The following is a 23,642-nucleotide window of genomic DNA, read 5'->3' as shown; positions in this document are numbered from 1 at the left end:
GCCGCCGTCGTTTCTCGAACTCGCTGATTGTTGAGTGTTTTCGCTTATATAACTTGGTCCGTGACATAAAGTTGCGGGCATGTTGCGCCTGTAACATGGAGTTGGTTTCTTATTTGGAAATTTATTGGCTTGCTTATTAGTTGAGCCGTGCGCGGGCGTCAGGTTATTTTTATTCGCGCTTATCAAGAGCGATGCATTTTGAGAGTTCAACGCCCAGTGCTTGGATGCACGTGTGGGCTGCTGTTGCCTGAAAAAAGGCTTCGGCTATTCATGTACGATAAATGGAAGTGTTGTTATGAGTGAAAGGAAGTTTTCGACAGAGGGTTATGTCGATTTCAAGGGCTTATTGAAACTGAAGGATCTTGAGCAGGCGTTGGCGCCCTACAAGGGCACCGATCAATATGAGGCGGTGCTCCGCTATTACTCCGGCTGTACCGCTGTGCAGGATGCGCCATCCCTGCTGAAACCACTGGGGCTGCTCAAGCAGGCATTGACGACATTGCCGGGCAATCGTCAACGCCGTGCGACCGAACCGACGCCGCCCGGCGGCACCTTCCCAATGGATCTGGTGCACATCCAGAATCAGGTCGAGCATTTTGAAGCGCGCCTGCAGAACAGTGTCGAACAATTGAAGGTAGCAGCCACTGAAGTTCCGAAGAAACTGCACTTTGCCTGGCTCGGCGGTGGTGTTGGTGCGATTCAACGTGATTACATCAATATATGGAAACAGGTGCTGGGCGCAGCCGACCATCAACTTTATCTCTGGTATGACAGTGATGCGCTGCTGGCCTATGAAACCAACCGGATTATTGTCGAGGCCGCCAAGGCCGATGCCATGTCCAGCGGCGGAAAGGACAGTACCGATGCGTCTGAGTTGGGTGACCGTTATGAAGAGCGAGTCATTGTCCTCAAACAACAGATATACGCACACATCAAGAAAACAGTGGAAAACGGCGGCAGTGCCGATGATGCGCGAGTGGACCTGCTGGTTCGGGCCTATGGCCAGGACAAGGCGCGGCTGACGAGCCTCAAGGCCGATAACCGGCGCAGCCTCCAGGCATTGGCCGAAGGGAACCTGGTACTGCGTGATCTGGCCCGGGGTGAAGGGCTGCAACTGAAAGATATCTACCAGCGCGAGATCAGCCTGCGGGGCAATTTTGCCGCAGCCTCCGATGTGGTGCGCGCCGAAGCGCTGTTCAAGGAGGGCGGCAGGTATACCGATGTCGACTGTCTGCCACCCTTGCTGGAAAAACTCGGGCCAGTCGACATTCGCGGGTTCAAGACCGACGCGCGCCTCGGCGCCCTGCAGTTGCTGCTTGATCGCAATCCCGACTGGATGCCGGGACGCCAGGCCTTGCGCAATCGGTACAAGGACTACCTGGAACAGATTCCACTGGAAAGCCGCGAGGCACTCAAGGGATTCGCCGACAGCAAACCCGCGTTGGATCGCGTTTTTCGCATGCCGGAGGAACGTCTGGCGCGTCCGTACGAGTTGCGTGCCGTTGTCGTCCGGAATTCATTGAGTAACGCATTTCTGATGGCTCATCCAGGTGCGGCCATGCTCAAGGCCATGCTCGAACGTTTCAGATTCAACTATGAAGTCGTGGATGCCACTGCTCGCCTGGCCGATGAGCAGAACATTGCCTTGATCGATGTCAACGCCATGGCCCGTGCTGCCGATCAGGCCGTGACCCGGGTATTCGGTACCTTGCGTGAGCTGTCGCCGGACGCGGAAATGATGGTGTCTTTCCTGGCCCAGGCCGCCGCTACCTACTACAGCGACGGTATCCGCCCCCAGAGCGAAGTGACGATCTACCTGACCGGACCTGGCGCCATGCGCGAGGGGATGGCGGATTATCAAAAGGCGCATTTCACGCCTCGAATGGCTGAACGTTGGCGAACGGAGGCCGCGATCCCGGCAGTGGGCTCCGTTAACCTGGCCACCGAGGAAGAGCAGGACCATTCCTGGAAGGAGAACGAAAGCAATACCACGGACTGGCTCGCCAACGAGCAGAAGCGCTGGCGGGATGACCGCTTCAAGGCCCGTTATGCCGGCGACATGGCTGAGCTGCTCAACTACCGCTCGCTCACGTTCGATGAAGGCTGGCCGGTGCTGGAGGGGCGTCATGTGCTATCCACCGAGTTGCTGCAGCATCTGGCCGATGACCTGGGTGATACCTTCATGAACGCGATGAGTCGTGGTCATACCGGCACGGTGACTTTCGGCAAGGCCATCGTGTTGAGTTTTGCCGAGCGCCAGTCGATCCGTGACCAGAGCGCGAATGTGCTGCCCCCGGCATCTTTGAGCGATGCACAGACGCAGCGCTTGTCCATCACCGAACTGCTCGGCCGTCTCGCCAAAGGCAGTTTCGAAGTGGCTCAACTGAGCCCGTTGCAGCGCCTGCTGGTGGGGGCGTTGATCGGTGCGCAAACCCTGGATAATCGCAGCTTCAACGCAGTTCGCCCGCAACTGGATAACCTGGCCAACAACCTCGATGAACGAGGCATCGCGGGTAACTATGCGACGATCGAGCGTGTCTTGTTCAAGCTGCAGGCGCCGGCCTTCCAGGCCGGGTTGGCCGACCCGGGTGGTGAGCCGCCCGGACATTCCGAAACCGCCCTGGAATTGAAGAAGAAGGCGCTGGAGCAGCCACTGACATTGCGCCAGTGGGGACGGCACGTCGCCCGGATCCAGCAGGTGGCGAAGCTTGAGTACCGTGTCCGGATCACCGAGCGCCTGGCGACTGTCCTGGACGGCTTCGAGGCCGACGCGATCAAGCTCGTTCCCCAGGACCTGCTGCTTCAGGGCGAAGGCGACAGGGTGGGCGGGCGCTGCTATCCATTGGCCCTGGTCATGGCGGCGGCCATGACGACCGGGAAGGTGGCGGTCAACACCCTGCGCGAGCGCTTCTACCTGGGCGCCATTGAGCCTGAGGCCAGCGATTGCGTGACGTTTTTGCAAGGCGTGGAAGCGTTGCGCGAAGTGCAGCTCAGTGACGTCGGCAACGCATTGGGGCGCTCGGATCTGAAACGGGTGGTGGAGACCCTGCAAGCCAGGACGACCACCGGCACGCTGATGCTCAATTCCGACAACCACGCCATGCTGGTGGCCAGGACCTTCGACGGCGAGCGCAGTACCTATCACTTCTACGATCCGAATTTCGGTGTCTTCGAGTTCGAGCATGCCACTCGATTCAGACAGGCACTGGAGCGGTTCTTCATTCAGCAGGAAATGGCCGTTCACTATGCGGCGTACGGTGATACGGCCCGTCCGACGTTCGAGCTGATCGAGCTGGACGGTGAGCGCGTTTCGAAAGCCGCGCTGCCCGGTTCGATCCAGGTCGCGGAGCTGCTGCGGCCCGGCGCCTTGCCTGGACGTGCGCAACCCCCCGTCAGACAGCGGTTGGCCAGTGCCCACGGGCAATCGCTGATGAACAATCCTCGTCTCGGCAGCCGCCTGCTGGCGCTGGACGGTCACTGGTGGGGCCAGCGGATTGCAGAGGTCACGACCCAGCTCAAGCAGCAGAACCGATTGGCGCCGCAACTTGTGCCGTTATTCGAAACCCTGGAAATCACCTCGGACGGGTCGTATCGGATCAACCTGATCGATCCGAAAGAGCCCGAGCAGTTGGTACGGATTGTCAGCGACGATCATCGACTCCTGCGGATCAAGAACTACCTCTCGGAGCGTTTCCTGACCCTGGCCAACAAACCCCTGGTCCCGGGCAAGCCTGCCGAAGTGGGCAGTGTCCACACCCTCAATGCCGGCTTCAGCATACAGGCGCTGATGTCCGCGTTGACTGAGCGGGAAGGGTCGGACCGTTCTTTGTCCCTGGCGGTGCGACTGCATGTCTATGTCAATTACGCACAGCTGGTGCATGGCAACGTGGCCGATGTGGCCGGCTTGATCGGTTTGGTCCGGCAAGCGCTGGCGGAAGAAAAACTGATTGCCCGCACCGTTGCGCCTGTGGTCAAGGCGGCGCTGGGATCCAGCGTGAGCGAGGCGACCGGAGGCGTGCTGCAACTGGCCAATGTCGGGTTCGATATCTATCAGTTGTCGACCGCGTCCAGCGAGATCGAGCGCGCCCGGTTCGGCACGCAGCTGGCGTTCGATTCGGCCGGGCTGGTGCTGGCGGCAGGAGCGCTCGGCCTCGGCGCCACCACCGCTGGAGCGTTTCTTGGCGGGGCTGCCGTGATCCTGGGCGGCCTGGCGGTAGGCGTAGCGGCAGTGACCCAGGGGTTCGCCGCCATCGCCGAAGAAGCCAAACAGGTCGGGCTGTTCTTCGATGAACTGAGCAAGGCCCATCTCCAGGCCTATCGTTTCGATACCCATAGCGATGCCTGGTTGCCGCGCCCGTCGCTGATCGTCGGCACGTTGGATCTGGTGCGTGGCGAGCTGGTTCTGGACAGCCCGAGGCTGTATCCGTTGCGGGATCATTTTGGCGTGCCGACGTTCGATGACGATTATGACGAGGCGATCGATATCCGTCGGGAGCTGCGGTTGGTCGATCGGGTCAGGTTCAGCCCGTCCGCTGGCCAGGCCATCGTACTGCCTTGCGTGCCGAGAACTTGTTATCGCTATGAGTACAAGGCGTTGCCATTCGCAGGATTGCGTCATGACGTCGGCTTCGACACGGCACGGCGGCTGGAGAAAAAAAAGGCGGATGGCGGATGGCTGTTCCTGTTTTCGTTCTATTCGTTTCCGAGCGACTACATCCTGTATCGCCTGCTCCCGGACTATCGGCCAACCGTCATCGACGTGGTGCTCGATGAGGCCGAGCGTTCGCTGGTGGTGCCTGTGCTTCCAGCGCAGTGGCAGCAAAAAATCAGCTATCGGATCAAAGGCGCGGGCAAACGCTGCACAGTGGGACTCAATCCCGGCGTGAGCCTCACCCTCGAGTCGCTGAACCGTCAGAAGTCGAGCTGGGTACTGGACGCTCCCTGGGCCAATGAGGGCGACATCCGGGTCGAGCGCTACGCGAAGCTGTTCGTGGGTACCGTCCAGGTGAGCTTCGCGGGAACGGGCCTTCATGACGTGTTGCTGCGGATCGCTGGTCAACAAGTGTTCCAGGTCGGGTTGGGTGAGCGCACACTCACGCTCGTCGAGCAAGAGGTGCCTGCGGGCTTGGATCGACAGGCGCTGCAGCCGCACCTCAGGAGCCTGGCGCAAGGTCATCGCCTGGTGATGCCCTACACGCCGCTCCATCGCTACCTGGTTCCTTTCGAGAAGCTCGACGAGCCCCGTCACGTCACGGCCTGGTATGACGCGAAGGAGGACCGTTTCCTCTACATCCGTAACGAGATCCCCGGTACCGATGACGTGCTGTTGGGGGCGGTGGCGGGCGACAGCGCCTATTTCTACGACCCAAAGGGTTTGATCGTCTGGCAGGCCGACGCGACCACCGGGCTGTTGAGTCATCGTTATTGGCTACGCAGTGCCAGGGATGCGGCGACCACCATCAGCCGCGTCGAGGCGGACGCCCAGGGCGTGGTCCATGTCGAGCAGCGCATCACCCGCGCCGACCAGACCCGCGATGTGCTGGTCTATGTGATCCATGACGGGCAATTGCTGTTGAGTTCGGTGACCCGGGAAGCAGGGCCGGCGCTGGAATCGGTGTTCAGCGCCAGCGAAACACTGGCCGACTGGAGCCAGGTCCTGGGCAACGGTTACCCCTTCACACCGTATGTCGACAACGAGGCGGCTTACATCACCGTCAGTTGGCAGCCTGCCGCCTTCGTGTCGGTCTGCTGGAAAATCGATGCGCAGTGGCGGGACATGGCCTGGGTTCGTCGCAGCGACCAACTGATCATCCGCCCCGCGCCGAAACACAATCATCTGCGCGGCTGGCCGGACTCGATCAAGAACATGACGGACCTGACCTTGCTCACGCCGAAAGATGGCAGCGATGTGTTCATCGTATACGACAGACCCGCAAAGGCGCTGTGCCGTCGGCGACGCATCCTGGTGGCGGACAAGTGGCAATGGTCGAGTAAGTGGAAGCAGCACGAGAAACTGGAAAATATCATCGCCATCGACGATGGCTACCTGGTACTGACTTCCGACGGGCTGTTCTACACCCTCACGGACCAGGGCGAACTGAGCCTGGGCGGCATGAACGCGCCATGGTTCAAGAATCGGACACATTGGTGGTCTGCATTGGAGCCGCTGGCCCGACGACACGCCACCGAGCGTCTGGCCCTTGTGGGTCTGACCAATTTCAGCGGTGACGCGAAGTTGTGTGCCTGGTACATCGGCAACAGGCTGCTGCTGGCTGAACCGGGGCATGGCAAGGAAATGCGCCTGCTGAGCGTCACTCCAGATGGCGAGGCGGCCTGGCTGTTCGATGTCTCGACTGGCGGAGTGTATCGCCAGGCCTTCATCGATCCGCAGAAGCTTGAGTCGGTCTTCGAGCAGGGCACGCGAGTGCTGCAGGCTGATGCGTTACCCACGGCGCAGCGTGAATGGGCGTCCTGGACATTTGCCGAGGTGACGGTCGAAGGCACCGGGTTGCGGGGCGTGACACCCGAAGGTGTCGTGGTTTCGCTGCGCAATCGCGAGCCGGCGTTGATCACGGGCGTGACGCGTGAATGGGTCATTGCCCGGGATGGCCGGGAGCAGAAGGCGCTCGAGCAATTGGCGGACCAGCCGTCTTGTAGCGCGTTGCTGACCGTGGAGGATCCCGACGACCTGAAATGGTTCGTCACTGAGCGCAAGCGCCTGGTTCGGGTGTCCAGGGCCGATATCCCGGGAACCTTCGATGTACTGGGGACCCAGCGACAGGACAACGTGCTGCTGCATGAACAGAGCAAAAGCAGGCTGCTGAGCTACCCGGCCATAGAAGAGGCGGGATCCGTCGGCTACGCCCAGCGTGAGGGTGAGGTCCTGGTCGTCGGCGCGGAGAAGATGAAGATCGATGATTTGCTGCCGGACGATGTCACGACCCTGGTCCTGCGCATGGGGCAGGGGAGTGTGAGTTACCGGCTGACGAAGGCGGCCTGGCTGAGGCTCGAATCGGTCGTTCTCGACTGCCGGCCTTCTTTGGATGGCGCGTCTGCCGAGCCTGGCAAGTTGATCTGGGAGCTGGATGACCCGGACCGGCTGCTGCTGAGCATCGTCGATGAGCACTTGGTGATCATTGATCCTGACACTGGGCACAGTGTGATTGTTCGTGAGATGTATGCCGGCGATATCAACTTGCGCGGTGAGGTCTTGCTCAGTTTCGAGGAACATCGACGCTATGCCGTTTCAAAGCTGATAAAACGCTTGGACGCCCAGCCGAATCCCCGCAACAGCATCACGCTGAAGGAATTGCTGGGCGTTTCGCAGAGGATGGAAAGTAATGCGGTGACCTGATCAGGCTATAAAACAGGTAGAGCCAAGTCAGGGAGTGTTCATGAGGCGATTTCTTCTCAGGTTGAATCGCCTCATGAGGTGTTCGTCCAGCTTCTTTTTGATAAGCGTTCTTTTACTGTCCAAATGGCTTCTGTCCAGTTTGAAAAATGCCTGCTGCTGGATGATTTTTGCCGAGCGCTTTTCCCAATCCCAGAATAGAAAGTTGTGTTTTTTTATATTCACACTCAGCTCGAATTTATAGACGGCGATATGCACATTGTTCCATGAGTCGTAGCGGGCCGGGATGATCTGAAACGTTTCCCCTTGCCGGGTTTCCCTGTCGAAGGACAGCATGGCCGGCTGATCCACCTTCAGGGCGTCGAGGGTATCGATCATGGCGTTCGCTTGCCGTGAGTCCTTCATGAGCTGGGCGCCATGGACCAGGAAATCCGCCACCGAGCCAGAGACAATGTGCCTGGAGCGGGTGTAGATGGTGCCGTCGTACAGCGACCAACCAAGGAAATTCATTGTGCGGACATATTCCTCGAACCAGCCTTTCGAGCCGCTGTAGCGGTTGTGACCAAGGTCGGCCGATCGGACGGCAATACTATTGCAGTCCGCGATGTCGTTATGATCCTGCAGGGAAAGCGTCTCGAGATAGGAAAACAGATTAGGACCGGTGACCAGGCCGGCCAGTGATTCGTTGTTCATGGGAAACCTCCGTTAAAGTTGTCTGTTATAAATACAACGATGGTCGGTAAGTTCAAGTGAGTGAGCGAGTTGATTTAAATCCGAATATTTTTGGGGTGAGAGGCAAGAGCGGCTACATATGTTGTAATGGGCTGAAAGTTGCAGTTTTCCTGAAGGGTAAATTAGATTGCTGTTGGTCCGCAGGAGCGGTCATTACATAATCAAGGAAGTTATATGGAACAGTTTGAAAGTGAAGTAAGTATTGAGCAGAGTATTGAACTGATCGGTGCGCGCATCAACAGGCGCAAGGCGCTGGTTTCTGCCGGTCGGCGTGTGCGTCGATCCGCGGCGTTGCAGGACAGCCCCACCAGGGACCTGGACGCGCTGATGTTGGGAAACGCGCTGGTAGGCTACGGCGCCAACATGTCGCTCAGCAACATGGCGATCATGGAGAACCTGATGACCATGGCCATCATGGAGGCCAACTTTGAAGTGCCGGGCGGCAAGAACACCCTGGCGTGGTATGACGCGTTTATCCGCTGCCTGCACGACCTCGGCTGTTTCGTGGCCGATGACGGCTATACCCGCTATTCCGAGAGTTCCCAGCGCGTGGACATGGACTTCGTGATCAGCGACATCGTCAAGGGAATCATCGATGGGGTGAAGGCCAGTGTCCCGGCAGCGTCGGTGCTCGGTGCGGTGGTGAATACCACGATCGACGGGCTGAAGCAGGATAAGCAAACCCTCGATCTGTACAACAGCCAGGTCAAGACACCCGAGGGCGCCCGCCTCTCCGTCATCCCCTGCGAGCAGTTGGCCAACGGGATCCTGATCGCCTCGTCCGCCTCGATCAGGCAGACCGGAACGTCGAATAACGGCGGTGTGCTTTTCGTGAACTGGCAATCGTCGGCGCGGGAAATCTTTCGCGGTAAATCCTTCGTGACGTTCAACCCGGCTCGTTACGAAGAGTTCAGGTCGGAGATCGAGGAATACCTGGGCGAGCACCGCCGGGAAGTACTGCGAAAGCGCTTCAACCGCCGCAAGCAAGGCTGACCGGTCAGCGGTGCTAGGGCACCAGGTAGCCTTTTACGCCGGTGAAGATGATCTGTGCCGCCAGCGCACAGACGAATAACCCCATCAGGCGACTGACGATCTGCAAGCCCTGGTCACCCAGGATCCGTTCGATGCGGCTGGACAGGTAGAGCACGACGCCGACGGTGAAGCTGGCCAGGGCGATGCTGATGATGGCCATGAGTTTGTCGTCCCAGTGCGGCTGGCTCACGCCCATTACCAGCAGCGCGCCGATGGTACCGGGGCCGACGGTCAACGGAATGGTCAGCGGGACGATGGTCACGTCCTGCTGGACACTGTCGGTCTGTACCGCCGACTTGCCTTGGGCCATGCCCAGCGCCGAAATGAACAGCACGCTGCCGGCGCCGATACGGAACGCATCCACGGTGATGCCGAACACGCTGAAAATCACCCGTCCGAACAAATACAGCAGGACGCTGGAGACCAGCGTCGCGATCGCGACCTTCCAGGCCAGGCGTCGCTGCTCCTTGCGCGAATAGCCACGGGTCAGGCCGATAAAGCACGACAACACGAAGAAGGGGCTGTAGAGCACCAGCATCTTCAGGTAAACGCTGAACAGCACATGGAGCATGGTCGGGGCTCAGGGCGGAAGAAGAGGACGGAAGTCTATCAGGCGGTGTGACGTCTGTCGGCTCAGGACGTTTGCGCCGTACGGTTCTGTTGTTCGCGCTGGGCCACCCAATGCTCGATCAGCTCGCGCAGCTGCGACAGTTCCACCGGCTTGGCCATGTGGCCGTCCATCCCGGCCTGGCGGGCCCGCTCCTTGTGCTCGGCGAGGATGTGGGCGGTGAGCGCTACGATGGGCGTACGGGTTCGCTGGTTGCCCATTTCCCAGGCTCGCAGTTGCTGGGTGGCGGAAAACCCGTCGAGGATCGGCATTTCACAATCCATCAGGACCAGGTCGTAACGCCGTTCCTTCATGGCCTTGAGGGCTTCCTCGCCGTTGCTGGCGGTGTCGGGTTGCAGGTTGAGCTTGCCGAGCATGCCGCGGATGACCTTGGTGGAAATGCTGTTGTCTTCGGCCACCAGGATGCGGAAGTCACTGGGGACTTTCACCGGTGCGGCGGGACCGGCATTCATTGGGATATTGGGGGCATGGCCTCTGTTGCGCTGGTTCAGTTCGTCCGCGAGGGTGGTCTTGAGGGTATAGCCGGCCACCGGTTTGGCGAGGATGCGCTTGACGCCGCTGTTGCGCGCCACGATCTTGCTCGGCGCGTTGCTGATGCCGGTGAGCATGATCAACAGGATGTCGTGGTTCAGGCTCGGGTCTTCCTTGATCTTGGCCGCCAGTTGCATGCCGGTCATGCCGGGCATGTTCTGGTCCAGCAGCACCACGTCGAAATAATCCCGCAGGTGGGCCTTGGTGCGTAGCAGCGCCAGGGCTTCCTTGCCCGATGGCACCGCGCTGACGTTCAAGCCCCAGGCGCTGCATTGCTGCACCAGCACCTTGCGACAGGTCTCGTTGTCGTCAACGACCAGTACCCGGGCGCCTTGCAGCGGGCTGTCGAGATCGGAGGTCGGATGCTCCAGGCGATCCGGGTCCAGCGGCAGGGTCAGCCACAAGGTGCTACCCTGGTTGCTTCCGCTCTTGATGCCGAACTCGCCGTGCATCAGCATGATCAATTGGCGGGCGATAACCAGGCCCAGGTTGCCGCCCAGGCGCGTGGCCGACAGGAAGTTCTTGCTGTGCAGCTCCGCGTGCATGAGCGTGTCGCGCTCTTCGGCGTCCATGGGCACCCCGCTGTCCTGCACGGCGATGCGCAGGCGCGGTTCGCTGCTGCGCTCGTCGAGGGCGACGACGATCAGCACCTCGCCCTCGTCGGTCTTCTTCAAGGCGTTTTCCAACAGGCTCAGCAACGCCTGGCGCAGCCGCGTCGGATCACCGCTGATCACCCTTGGCACCTGGGGCTGGATGAAGCTGATCAGTTCGACATTCTGCTGCTCGGCCTTGGCGCGGAAGATGCTCAGGCAATCCTCGATCAACGCATTGAGATCGAACTGCACATCGTCCAGTTCGATCTGGCCGGATTCGAGCCGGGAAATGTCGAGGATCTCATTGATCAGCGTCAGCAACTCGTTGCCGGCGCTGTGGATGGTCTGCACATAGTCGCGTTGCTTGACCGACAGCGGCGTGCCCAGCAGCAGTTCGGTCATGCCCAGCACGCCGTTCATCGGGGTGCGGATCTCGTGGCTGATCTTGGCCAGGAATTCCGCCTTGGCGTTGATCTCGGCATTGCTCGCGGCGAGGTCGCGACTGATGCTGAAACGGCTCTCGTTGATGGAGCGCTGGCGTTCGCCCAAGGCTACGCTCATCAACAGGCCGCTGATGCAGATGAACACCAGCAACGTGACGATCAGGCCTTGGGGAGCGACCTCCGTGAGGCCCTGCAGGGCCGGCAGGATGATCAGCGTGCCCAGGTTGAAAACCACCATGGCCGCGACAAACAGCCGTGCCGGGCGATAGCCTTTCTGCCAGTGCCAGGCGCTGACGAACAGCATGCTCAAGCCGGCCAGGGCCACCAGCGCATAGGTCATGATATTGAGCGGCAGGGTGTTGACGAACAACAGCAACAGACTGCACAGCATGATGAAGACGATGTCCCCCAGCAGCAGCCGGTTCAGCGGATGCGGTCCCAGGGGGGCAAAGAAGCGGTAGGCGAACATCAGGCCGCAAGGCGCGGTCAGCAACAGGGCCAGGTAGGCGCCCGGCGTCTGCACCGCCGGCCAGTCGGGCAGCCAGCCCCCCGCCAGGTTCAGCAGCAGGGCCAGGCTCAGCATCAGCAGCCCCTCGCAAGCCGCCAGCCACAGGCAGCTGCGTGAGCGGGTGTAGGCGTAGCGGGTGAGGTTGTGCAGGATCAGCATGGCGATGCAGCCGAACAGCAAGCCATAGATCAGGGTCTGGTTCTGATCCGCCGCCGCCATGATTGCCGGCTGCAGGGTGATGTACGGGCGCAGTTCGTGCCGGGATGCCAGTCGCAGGTAGACGTCCAGCGGTTTGTCGCTGCGGGGCAGGGCCAGCATGAAGTCGCTGCTCGGCACCGAATGTTCGCTGCGGGGCAGGGCGTTGCCGGTGATCTGCTGGTCGACCAGGGCATCGCCGTCCAGCACGTAGAGATTCAGGCGCGCCAGGTCGGGCGCGAAGATGCGCAGGATCTGTTCGTGCTTGTCGGGAGCCAGTCGGAAGCGCAGCCACAGCGCGCCATCGGGCCCGGCGGCCTGGAGACGGTCGAGGTCGATGGGGCTGAACTGGTTGGTGTAGCGGGCGGAACGGATGTCGCTCAGCTTCAGGTCGCCCTGTTCGTCGAGCAATACCGCCCAGCCGCTGCCTGGCGCGGCCTGGGCCGGGAGCATGAGCAGCGTCAGCAGGGTGACGGTATAGCCTATGGCGATCCTGAGCCAGCGCACGGCGAAATCCCTTCGTAGGTTGATGCCAGATTATAACTATGCGCGGCGCCCTGACAGACAGGCAAGGGCCACGAAGCCCTGCCTGGCTGAAAGGCCGGGTTATTGCAGATTTTCGCCACGCTCGCGGGCAATGGCACGATAGCCGATGTCCTTACGGTAGAAGCAACCTGCCCAATCGATCTCGGCCGCAAGCTTGTAGGCCTGCTGCTGGGCGGCGTCGACACTGGCGCCCATGGCGGTGGCGCACAACACGCGACCGCCGGCGGTGACGACCTGGCCATCCTTCAGCGCGGTCCCGGCGTGGAAAACCTTGCCTTCCAGCTGGGCTGCGGCTTCCAGGCCATGGATCGCGCTGCCCTTGGCGTAGTCGCCCGGATAACCGCCGGCTGCCAGGACAACACCCACGCTCGGGCGCGGGTCCCACTGGGCTTCGACCTTGTCCAGCGCCTGGGCCAACGCGGCTTCGACCAGCAGTACCAGGCTCGATTGCAGGCGCAGCATCACCGGCTGGGTCTCAGGATCGCCGAAACGGCAGTTGAATTCGATGACTTTTGGGTTACCAGCCTTGTCGATCATCAGACCAGCATAGAGGAAACCCGTGTAGACGTTGCCTTCCTCGGCCATGCCGCGCACGGTCGGCCAGATCACCTGGTCCATGACGCGCTGGTGCACCTCGGCGGTGACGACCGGAGCCGGGGAATAGGCGCCCATGCCGCCGGTGTTCGGGCCGCTGTCGCCGTCGCCGACGCGCTTGTGGTCCTGGCTGGTAGCCATTGGCAAGACGTTTTTGCCGTCGACCATGACGATGAAGCTGGCTTCCTCGCCGTCGAGGAATTCTTCGATCACCACCCGGGAACCGGCGTCACCGAAGGCATTGCCGGCCAGCATGTCGCGCACGGCGTCTTCGGCCTCGGCCAGGGTCATGGCCACGATCACGCCTTTACCGGCGGCCAGGCCATCGGCCTTGATCACGATCGGAGCGCCTTTCTCCCGCAGGTAGGCCAGGGCCGGCTCGATTTCGGTGAAGTTCTGGTAGTCGGCGGTCGGAATCTTGTGCCGGGCCAGGAAATCCTTGGTGAAGGCTTTGGAGCCTTCCAGCTGTGCGGCACCGGCGGTCGGACCAAAGCAGTCCAGGCCACGGGAGCGGAACAGGTCGACGACACCGGCGACCAGCGGCACTTCCGGGCCGACGATGGTGAGCGAGACGTTCTTCTCGGCGAAATCGGCCAGTTGTTCCAGGGCCAGCACGTCGATCGCGACGTTCTCGCACTTGGCTTCGATGGCGGTACCGGCATTGCCCGGCGCCACGAAAACCTTCTGCACGCGCGGATCCTGGGCCACTTTCCAGGCCAGGGCGTGTTCACGGCCACCGCTGCCAATGATCAAAACATTCAAAGAAAGACTCCTTCGGAGAAGCTGCAAGCTACAAGCTGCAAGTAAGAGCGAATACGTGTGGCTCTTGTTTGCAGCTCTTGGCTTTGAATTAGTAAGGCTGCACCGGTAAAAAGATCGACATCTGCCTGCTCTTTTCTTGCCGCTTGCAGCTTGAGGCTTGTAGCTACCGCCGGTCAGTGGCGGAAGTGGCGCATGCCGGTGAATACCATCGCGATGCCTGCTTCGTCGGCCGCGGCAATCACTTCATTGTCACGCATCGAACCACCCGGCTGGATCACCGCAGTGATGCCGACCTTGGCCGCGTTGTCGATGCCGTCGCGGAACGGGAAGAACGCATCGGAGGCCATGACCGCGCCCTGGACCTGCAGGCCGGCGTGTTCGGCCTTGATGGCGGCGATGCGGGCCGAGTTCACGCGGCTCATCTGGCCGGCGCCGACGCCGATGGTCTGGCGGTTCTTGGCGTAGACGATAGCGTTGGACTTGACGTACTTGGCGACTTTCCAGGCGAAGATCAGGTCATGGATTTCCTGCTCGTTCGGGGCGCGCTGGGTCACGACTTTCAGGTCGTCGCTGCCGATCATGCCGATGTCACGGCTCTGTACCAGCAGGCCGCCGTTGACGCGCTTGTAGTCCCAGGCCGGTGCACGGTCGGCCGACCATTGTCCGCAGGCCAGCAGGCGCACGTTGGCCTTGGCGGCGACGATGGCGCGAGCCTCTTCGCTGACCGAAGGCGCGATGATCACTTCGACGAACTGACGTTCGACGATGGCTTTGGCCGTTTCGGCGTCCAGTTCACGGTTGAAGGCGATGATGCCGCCGAAGGCCGATTCGGTGTCGGTGGCGTAGGCCAGTTCGTAGGCCTGGCGGATACCGCCCTCGGCATCCGGGCTCACGGCCACGCCGCACGGGTTGGCGTGCTTGACGATCACGCAGGCCGGCTTGACGAAGCTCTTCACGCATTCGAGCGCGGCGTCGGTGTCGGCCACGTTGTTGAACGACAGTTCCTTGCCTTGCAACTGGGTGGCGGTGGCGATGCCGACTTCGGCAGGCTTGGCTTCCACGTAGAACGCCGCGCTCTGGTGCGGGTTCTCGCCGTAGCGCATTTCCTGGGCCTTGATGAACTGGGTGTTGAAGGTGCGCGGGAATTCGCTGCGGCCTTCGGTCGACAGGGTTTCAGCGGCCTGGTTCACGGTGCCCATGTAGTTGGCGATCATGCCGTCGTAGGCAGCGGTGTGTTCGAAGGCCTTGAGCATCAGGTCGAAACGCTGGGCGTAGGTCAGGCCGCCGGCCTTGAGGTTCTGCAGCACGCCGGCATAGTCGCTGGCGTTGACCACGATGGCGACGTCCTTGTGGTTCTTGGCCGCCGAGCGGACCATGGTCGGGCCGCCGATGTCGATGTTCTCGATGGCGGTCGGCAGGTCGCAGCCCGGCTTGCTGATGGTGGCTTCGAACGGGTAGAGGTTGACCGCCACCAGGTCGATCGGCTTGATGCCGTGTTCGTTCATGATGGCGTCATCGATGCCACGACGACCCAGGATCCCGCCATGGATCTTCGGGTGCAGGGTCTTGACCCGACCGTCCATCATTTCCGCAAAACCGGTGTAGTCCGCGACTTCCACTGCGGCGACGCCATTGTCCTGCAGCAGCTTGAAGGTCCCGCCGGTGGAGAGGATCTCGACGCCCAGCTGTTGCAGCTCGCGGGCGAATTCGAGGATCCCGGTCTTGTCGGAGACGCTGATCAAGGCGCGGCGGATCGGCAGGCGGGTGGTCTGGTCGGTCATTTCAATTTCCATCAAAAGCAAGGGAAGTCAGCAAAAAAGGCGACCGTTTTCTACGCGGGCGCCTTTCTGGTTTGATTGAATGCTTACAGCAGATCGTACTGCTTGAGTTTCTTGCGCAGGGTGCCGCGGTTCAGGCCCAGCATCTCACTGGCCTTGGTCTGGTTGCCCTTGACGTAGTTCATCACGCTTTCGAGCAGTGGCGCCTCGACTTCCGAAAGCACCAGGTTGTACACATCCGTGACGGCAGCGCCCTCAAGGTGGGCGAAATAATTGTGCAGCGCCTTCTCGACACTCCCGCGAAGGGTCTGACCCTCTTCGCTGGGCGTGTTGAGGTGCTGTTTCAAATTCACGTTGTCGCTCACGGGTGTTATTCCACTCACTAAAGTCTCGGTCATCATCGTCATGCGGCCACCCCTTCGTCCCCTGTCAGGCTCTTGTAACGTTCAGCGAAGAAGGCCTGAACGTCGGCGCATTGTGCTTGCGTACCATCCAAACGATTGAAGCGGGCGCGAAACTCCCTGGCGCCCGGCAGGGTTGCGAGATACCAGCCCACATGCTTGCGCGCGATGCGCACGCCCATGACTTCTCCATAGAAGGCATGCAGCGCGGCTAGATGCTCCAGCAGAATTCGTTCCACCTCGGACATTTGCGGCGCAGCCAGCTTTTCGCCAGTGCGCAGGAAGTGTTCGATCTCACGGAAAATCCAGGGCCGCCCCTGGGCAGCCCGACCGATCAACAGGCCGTCGGCACCGGTCGCGTCCAGCACGTACCGGGCCTTCTCTGGCGAGTCGACGTCGCCGTTGGCAAACACCGGTATCGACACCGCCTGCTTGATCGCGGCGATGGTGTCGTACTCGGCCTCGCCGGTGTACAGGTCGGCACGGGTGCGGCCATGGACCGCCAACGCCGTGATTCCCGCCTGTTCGGCGATCTTCGCCACCGTCAGGCCATTCTTGTTTTCCCGGTCCCACCCGGTGCGGATCTTCAAGGTCACCGGCACATCGACTGCGGCGACGACCGCCTGCAGGATCTCGGTAACCAGGGCTTCATCCTTCAACAATGCCGAGCCGGCAGCCTTGTTGCAGACCTTCTTGGCCGGGCAGCCCATGTTGATGTCGATGATCTGTGCCCCCAGCGCCACGTTGGCCCGGGCCGCCTCTGCCAGCATCTGTGCATCGCCACCGGCGATCTGCACCGAGCGGGGCTCGGGATCGCCCTCGTGGATCATGCGCAGACGTGACTTGCGGGTGTTCCACAGGCTCATGTCGCTGGTGACCATTTCCGAAACCACAAGACCCGCGCCCAGCCGTTTGCACAACTGACGAAAGGGCTGATCGGTGACGCCCGCCATGGGGGCGAGAACCAGACCGTTCTGCAGTGTGTATGGGCCGATGCGTACCGCCGACATAGGACTTCCCTGAAGTGGGGCCGGATCATGAGAGTTCGAAAAAGGGTTGGCATGATACCCGCTCTCGATGACTGGATAAAGATGGAATTGGATAAAATCTGAACAGCTATTTTGTTATCGCCAGCGGTTTGGTCCGGCTGGGGTGGGTCAGAAAGCTGCCGTCAATCGACTGGCCCCGCTGACTTCACTCGGGAGAGTGGAAGCTCAGACTGTAGTTCACCGCTTTGGGGCCCGGATCCAGAATGTCCAGAGCGATATGAATAGGGGTCTGCGGTGGCATTTCCCCCAGGCCCTCGAGATCGCCGCCCAGGTACTCTCCGGGCTTGAACCGACGGCTGGCGATCAAGTGTCCGTTTAGGTCGGCGAAGCGCAGTTCCAGCAGCGGAAAAGGCTGGGAGAAGGGCGCACGATTGTAGATGATCGCGTCCACCACCAGGGCGCCGCTGAAGTCCGGATGACTGCGCACCACAAGGTTGCTGCTTTTGATCTTGGCGATGTCGACCTTGGACGGCACGTCGCAGCCGATGGTCGGACATATCTGCAGGAACCAGGGGCGGTACTGGTCCTGGCGGGCCAATTCCTCGAAGTGGTAGGCGATGTACTGGCCGGCCAGCGCGGCGGCGGCCAACAGGATCAACAGACTCCACAGCAGGCGCCGTCCCCAGGGCGAGCGGCGCTTGCGCCAATCCAGTTGCAACGGATCATCGTCAAGGTCCTGAAGGACTTCGGCACGGATTCCAGGCTCCTGGCGTTCGCGTTTCTTGCGCGGCAGGGCCGGTTCTTCATCGATATCGTCAATATCGTCGGTGGCGGACAGGCGCTCGAGGCGTTCGTCGGGGTCGTCGTCCGGCGCCAGGTGCAGCGGCGCGCCAGGCACTTCGTCCGGTTCCAGTGGTTCGAGCGTCAGGGGCAGGGACAGGGACGGCTCGGTACGGGGTGGTCGGACCGGTTCGTGGGGGGCGAACGGCTCGATGGGGGCTTGGGCGACGGCTTCCGCGCGCTCGGCGGGAGACTCGCTGTACAGGCTGTCGGACCAGGGTTCTTGCTCGTCGGAAAGGTGGTCCCGCTGCGCGCTCAGGTTATCTTCGCGGCGTCGGCCGAAGGAGTCCGGTGCCCGTTTGTCACGGCGCTCCAGGCGCGCCAGCTCCTTGTCCAGGTCATCGAGGTCGAGCTCGGCGGCGGTCCACTGCTTCTGGCTGATCGCCCTGGGCGGTGCTTCGACGGCGGCAGGCCGGATGGGCGCGGGGGCGACGGGAGCGGGCTCCCGGGCGGTCCGCTGTTCCAGCAGCTGCCGTGCGGCATTGAACACCTGCAGGCACGAGCCGCAACGAACCACCCCGCGGGCCACGCTCAATTGAGCATGGCTGACGCGAAAACTGGTGTGGCAATGCGGGCACTGGGTGACGAAGCTGTCAGTCATGCGGCAATCCGGTGGATACAAGCGGCCATTCTAGCGCCGACGTCCGGTGATGCGCACCCAGCCATCACGATTGGCAATAGGATCCAGGTCAAAGTCGGCGGCATAAGCGGCGGCGACTTCCTCGCCCTGTTCAGCGAGGATGCCCGACAGCGCCAGTCGTCCACCCGGCTTGACCAGACCTGACAGTTGCGGCGCCAGGGAGACCAACGGTCCGGCGAGGATATTGGCCACCAGTACGTCGGCCTGGACCTGGGGCAGGTCCTGCGGCAGATAGAGGGGGAACAGTGCTTCGGCAATGTTGTTGCGCCCGGCGTTGTCGCGGGACGCTTCCAGGGCCTGGACGTCGATGTCGGTGCCGACCGCCTGTTTGGCGCCCAGCAGCAGCGCGGCAATGGCCAGGATGCCCGAGCCGCAGCCGAAGTCGAGCACATCGCAGCCCTTCAGATCCTGGCCGTCGAGCCATTCCAGGCATAGCGCAGTGGTCGGGTGGGTGCCGGTGCCGAACGCCAGGCCCGGGTCCAGCAGCAGGTTGACGGCGTCCGGCTCCGGCGCCGCGTGCCAGCTCGGTACGATCCACAGCCGCTGGCCGAAGCGCATCGGCTGGAAATTGTCCATCCAGCTGCGTTCCCAGTCCTGGTCTTCGATCACTTCGCTGTGATGTTCGGGCAACGGGCTGCCGGTCAGCAGTTCCAGATGGGCCAGCACGCTGGTCGCTTCGGTGCCCCCTTCGAACAGGGCCAGCAAGTGGGTGTGGGACCACAACGGGGTGGTGTTGAGTTCCGGCTCGAAGATCGGCTGGTCTTCGGCGTCCATGAAGGTGACCGATACGGCGCCTACTTCAAGAAACGCATCTTCGTAGGTTTCGGCTTGTTCCGGGCTGATGGCCAGACGTACTTGCAGCCAAGGCATGGCGGGCACCTTTGGAAATGAATCTACAGGAAGCAGCCTCAGTGACCTGTGTGGCCACCAGGCTGCGAAAGCTGCGCAGTGTACGCCAGGTCGTCGCCAAAGTGGATAAGCCCGGTCGCCCGTGCGGCTGATTCGAGTACCGGTCGCGACGACCTTCCAGCGTGATGTTTCGATATATATATGTATGACATGGAGGTATTGCACCGCGGATAAGGTGAGGGTCCACACAACAGGGAGGAACGTGATGGACAACACTGCCGAGGGGCAAAGCAAGGCGAACGGCGCGGGAGCGGTATCTATCCCGCAGGCGGAAACCGCACAAGCCGTTCTGGAAAGGCTGGCACGCTGGAAGGCCGTTATCGACCCGCGATTGCTGGGCCAGATGACTTTATTGGAAGTGCTGGAAGAGTATCTGTTGGTCGAACTGCGTACCCATTACCAGGAAGGCAATATCGATCCATATTTCATCGGCACCCTGCTGGACACGGTGCTGCAACGGATGATCGACAACGAGCCGCTGGCGCCTGACCCGGAATACGACGTGGCATTCCGTTGGCCTGGTGGGCCCGACATGGGGTTTTCGGCCGAGCGTCAGGACGTCATTGTCCAGGTCGTGGAGTCCGCAGCCTGGGGCGGCATCAACCATTACAAGGACTACCTGCGTCGTTATTGGCAAATGACCGCGGGTGACGCCTCGCTCGAGGGCCTGGTCCAGCAGAAGCTGGCCGGACATATGGCGGCCGTCGACAGGATTTTTCAACCTGACCAACTGGCCGGCCTGGACGTCGAGGCGCTGCGAGAGCGCATCGAAACGCTTGAGGACGCCTGGCAGCGCATGAGTGAATCAACGGCGCTGGCCACTGCACAGGAGCGCGCGAATCTCGATGCGGTGGCCAGCCTGCAGTTGCCTCGTTGGTTGCAGGTGTTGGGCGAGCCTGAGCGAGCGTCGCTACTGTTGCTTCAGGAGCAGACTGTGCAGGCGCAGACGCGGGTCGATGAGTTGCTCGCTGGCCTGGGTTCGCTGCAGGCCTTCGCTCGACAACAGGCCAAGGCGCATATCCGACATGAACTGGACATGGAGGTCGAGCCGGACCGCGTGCGGGTGACATTGCAATGGAGAGCGGTGGTTGACCAGCCCATCCAGCGTCACAGTCTGAGCGAGCTGGTGGCGGCGGGCCCGGTGAGGTCGGATGCCGTGTCGGTACTGTTGGTGGAAAATGGCGCGATGCTGCGCAATCAGCCCCTTGCATCGGCTTTCGTCATCCGGTTGTTGGCGGACGTGGATGCGCCCGCCGGGTACTTGCAGGCGCTGACTGATCAATATGAGCGGGCGGATCTGAAGCGTGCCATGTTCGACTGGCTCGCGGCCCGTCTGCGGCAAAGCGCATTTGTGGCGCGTTGCGCGGGGCATTTGAAGGCGGTCAATCATGACGCGATCAAAGCCTTGTGGGAGGGCGGGGGAGTGTCCGTCAACCTGCTGCATGTCACCGGTCTGGCACTGCCAAACGGCCTGCGATGCGCCGATCTGTTGCTGTTTTTTCGTGAGGATATGCAGGGCGACCTGGTGCTGTATGCCCCCGCCAGGCCCGATGGCCAGGAGTGGATCGAGTTGCCGTCGCTATGGGCCGTGAGCATGGAAATAGGTGCATGGACCCGAACCGAAGCCGGGCGCGAATACCTGGCGCAGCAACTGTCGCCCGATAGCCGCGAGCTGGCTCGGGAATACTTTGCCCGTGTGGTGGACAAGCCGGTTTCCTGGGATTCGAACAAGGATCCGCGGGTAGGAGGGACCGGGTTCAGGGTATGCCTGGAAGACGCTGTGACCATGGGGCTGGCCAATAACCTGGCGCAGGTGCAGTTGGACGAGTCGCCTCGCTGGTACTCCGCGTTGCCGCTTGATGCCCGTCGAAACATCAGCAGCTTGAGTCAGGAGTTGCTGGTTCACCAGCGGGCGTTCAACGAGCAGCTTGCGGACTTCGAAGTCTTCGTGGATTTCGCCAGGCGCACCGTCGCCCAGGCGATCACGCCTTACTTGCGCAGTAGGGGCGTACTCGAGCCGGTGGATCCCGCGACTATCCTCATCGACTACAGCCCGGGGCTTGCGGGTCGGAACACGAAGACCGCAAGCCTGCTGGATCTGGTCATCCATGGGTACGACGACAACTCGGGTATCGATGATCCCCGCAAAGGCGTGCGCTCTTCTGTCGGGCAGGACCTGGGGCAGGTTCGCAGTGCCGACCTGGCGCTCTATATCCGACAGGCCTATGTAGGCGAGCACTATGGGAAGGAAATCCGCGCCAGGTTCCTCGACGTCGATTCGCCTGCCTACATCAAGCGCCGCAATACCTACCGTCACATGCTGCTGATCCGAATGGACCGTGATCTGCGCGTCGCGAAGGGCAAGGGCCTGTTGAACGATTCGGAATTCTGGTGGCTCACCCGCCAAGTCACTCTGCTGGGGGAGTCGGCGGCAGTGTCCGGCCCTGAATATCCGGGGACTGTGGTGAGGCGCGAGGGCGTGCTCAGGTTCACTGTCGATGGGCATGTCGTATTGGGCGTTTACGTTTTCACCTACTTCGATCCGAAACGTTCATCCTGGCTGTACACGCCAGACGCGCCGGACGGGGTTACCTTTCGCCGGTACCGGGATTTTTCCGGAGGGGTCGCTGCGCGACTGCATGACTATGTCGTGGGGCGGGTGGCGCTCACCGCCAGGGAAAAGGCAAGGCGCTCGCTGGAGGCCCTGGCAGAGGGAAGTGCGCGCGTCGATACGTTGCGCGAGTTCAATCGGATCGTCGACATCCGCACCGAGTTCGATGCCTATATCGAGCGCAGTGTCAGCGATGTGGAGGATGTCACCACCAGCCGTACCGAAGTGATCGAGAACCAGGTCCTCAAGGGGCTGCTCTTTGCGTCCGCCCCGGTATGCATGGTGTATCCCCCTTTTGTCCTGCTGCTGGATATCGGCCTCGTTACCGTGAGTTCAGGGCAGGCCATCGAGGCGCATGTCCAGGGCGACACGGAAAGCGCCCTGTGGCATTGGATGTTCGCGGCCTGGGGAGCGTTGTTCGCTGCGTTCTGGCCGCAGATCGTGAGCGCTGCCAGGCGTCTGACGCAGGTCGTGAAGCCAGCATCGTTGTCCGCCCGACGCTTGAGGCATGTGGCCTCGGTTGTTGCCAAAGAGAGTGATCCGGTGCTGCAGCCCATACGCTTCAAGCCCCGTCAGGCCCTCAAGGAAGTGCCGGCAAACCTGACGGAGGTGACTGCGCAGGGCATTTTCAAGGGCACCTGGCGTAGCCCGTCCAGTGCGTCACAGCCGCAGGACATCTACTTCATCAAGCGCAAGGGCAGGTACTACCGGGTGAAGAAGGATCCTTCTTCTGACGGTCTGCGCCTGGTGGATGCCAGGAATCCCGGGGCGCTTTATCAGGAACCCCTGCGCAGGCTGCCGAATGGCAAGTGGGTATACAACAGGCCGGGCTTGCTGGGTGGAAACGGCGAGGTGGCCTACCTTGGGCGCGTGAATGACTTGCGGGAGGCGTTTGCTGGTCATGTCTTCCCGGACGTCTCAAGGGGGGCGTTGCAGGGCGAGGCGGTGGTGGCGAGGTTCAGCGAGGCGGTCGCGGACAACTATCTGTTTTCACTGAACGCGCAGACCTGCGTGATCGCTTCGCTGTACAACCCGACCACCAGGATGGGGGCCGTCATTCACTTCGATCACAATATCCGCTCGCTGATCGAACGCAGCCTGCGGGATGTGACGCAGCGCCTGGGCGGAGCGGTGCAGGATATCCGTGCCAGTCTGGTGGGCGGGGATTGGCTGACCGGCACTGACATCGGCGGACGGGTCAGGTCGGCGATGCGGCGCCAAGGCCTGCGACCCACATGGGATCACTGGTCGTACTCGTCCTGTTTCGGCAATACCTATGGCGTCGCGCTGGATCTGCGCAGTGGCGTGACATCGGTATTCAAGACATCGCGTGGCCAGGTCGAACGCTACTACATACCGGTGCTGGCGCGAGCGAAAAAGAGCGCCGATCCGGTGTCGGTGCGAGCACGTGGGTTCATGAGGCGCGTGCGCAACGAGCCCCTGGTTGCCAATCCCAGTGGTGCCGTCAGCACCGGGCAGGGGAGGCCGGTGACTTCCGCGCAGATCGAAGCGCAGGCTTTCTCGACGGTGGTGCTGAGCTGATCGGTCGGCAGGCAAAA

General features: G+C 61.5%; 12 protein-coding genes. 3 read left to right on the top strand and 9 right to left on the bottom strand.

What is annotated here, in order from left to right:
- Window positions 1–295: 295 nt before the first annotated feature.
- Window positions 296–7,354 carry a TcdA/TcdB pore-forming domain-containing protein gene (locus tag N005_RS05720; RefSeq protein WP_047700225.1) on the top strand — a complete coding sequence of 2,353 codons (7,059 nt, stop codon included), beginning with the start codon at window positions 296–298 and terminating at the stop codon, window positions 7,352–7,354.
- A gap of 27 nt (window positions 7,355–7,381) precedes the next feature.
- Here the strand turns inward: N005_RS05720 and N005_RS05715 are convergent, their stop codons facing one another.
- Window positions 7,382–8,044 (bottom strand): hypothetical protein, encoded by a 663-nt coding sequence (locus tag N005_RS05715; protein WP_047700223.1) that lies wholly within the window; start codon window positions 8,042–8,044, stop codon window positions 7,382–7,384.
- 213 nt (window positions 8,045–8,257) lie between these two features.
- Here N005_RS05715 and N005_RS05710 point away from each other — a divergent pair, with 213 nt between their 5' ends.
- On the top strand, window positions 8,258–9,076 hold the full coding sequence (locus N005_RS05710) for a hypothetical protein (RefSeq protein WP_047700221.1): 819 nt from the start codon (window positions 8,258–8,260) through the stop codon (window positions 9,074–9,076).
- A gap of 13 nt (window positions 9,077–9,089) precedes the next feature.
- On the opposite strand, the gene N005_RS05705 is transcribed toward N005_RS05710, so the two are convergent.
- The 8 genes from N005_RS05705 to prmA all read right to left on the bottom strand — a co-directional run bounded on the left by N005_RS05705 (window position 9,090) and on the right by prmA (window position 19,433).
- On the bottom strand, window positions 9,090–9,686 hold the full coding sequence (locus tag N005_RS05705) for a MarC family protein (protein WP_047700219.1): 597 nt from the start codon (window positions 9,684–9,686) through the stop codon (window positions 9,090–9,092).
- Window positions 9,687–9,748: 62 nt separating this feature from the next.
- Window positions 9,749–12,520: a hybrid sensor histidine kinase/response regulator gene (locus N005_RS05700; RefSeq protein ID WP_047700218.1), complete on the bottom strand. Its 2,772-nt coding sequence runs from the start codon at window positions 12,518–12,520 to the stop codon at window positions 9,749–9,751.
- A 99-nt stretch (window positions 12,521–12,619) separates the two neighbouring features.
- Complete coding sequence (purD, locus tag N005_RS05695; protein ID WP_047700216.1) at window positions 12,620–13,915, bottom strand: phosphoribosylamine--glycine ligase; 1,296 nt, start codon at window positions 13,913–13,915, stop codon at window positions 12,620–12,622.
- Window positions 13,916–14,088: 173 nt separating this feature from the next.
- Window positions 14,089–15,696, bottom strand: coding sequence for a bifunctional phosphoribosylaminoimidazolecarboxamide formyltransferase/IMP cyclohydrolase (gene purH, locus N005_RS05690; RefSeq protein ID WP_047700214.1), 1,608 nt, complete (start codon window positions 15,694–15,696; stop codon window positions 14,089–14,091).
- Between the two features lie 83 nt (window positions 15,697–15,779).
- Complete coding sequence (fis, locus tag N005_RS05685) at window positions 15,780–16,100, bottom strand: DNA-binding transcriptional regulator Fis (protein WP_024781407.1); 321 nt, start codon at window positions 16,098–16,100, stop codon at window positions 15,780–15,782.
- The gene (gene dusB, locus N005_RS05680; protein WP_047700212.1) at window positions 16,097–17,104 is read right to left on the bottom strand and encodes a tRNA dihydrouridine synthase DusB; all 1,008 of its coding nucleotides are present in this window, start codon (window positions 17,102–17,104) and stop codon (window positions 16,097–16,099) included. Before dusB ends, fis begins: the two co-directional genes overlap by 4 nt.
- Before the next feature lie 184 nt (window positions 17,105–17,288).
- On the bottom strand, window positions 17,289–18,524 hold the full coding sequence (locus N005_RS05675) for a DUF3426 domain-containing protein (RefSeq protein ID WP_047700210.1): 1,236 nt from the start codon (window positions 18,522–18,524) through the stop codon (window positions 17,289–17,291).
- A 30-nt stretch (window positions 18,525–18,554) separates the two neighbouring features.
- A complete protein-coding gene (gene prmA, locus N005_RS05670; RefSeq protein WP_047700209.1) occupies window positions 18,555–19,433 on the bottom strand; it encodes a 50S ribosomal protein L11 methyltransferase in 879 nt (292 codons plus the stop codon).
- 244 nt (window positions 19,434–19,677) lie between these two features.
- Between prmA and N005_RS05665 the strand changes: the two genes are divergently transcribed.
- Window positions 19,678–23,625, top strand: coding sequence for a dermonecrotic toxin domain-containing protein (locus N005_RS05665; RefSeq protein ID WP_047700207.1), 3,948 nt, complete (start codon window positions 19,678–19,680; stop codon window positions 23,623–23,625).
- Window positions 23,626–23,642: the final 17 nt, after the last annotated feature.

Source organism: Pseudomonas mediterranea CFBP 5447 (assembly GCF_000774145.1).
In the GTDB taxonomy this organism is placed as follows: Bacteria; Pseudomonadota; Gammaproteobacteria; order Pseudomonadales; family Pseudomonadaceae; genus Aquipseudomonas; species Aquipseudomonas mediterranea.
This window is presented reverse-complemented; position numbering and strand designations above follow the sequence as displayed.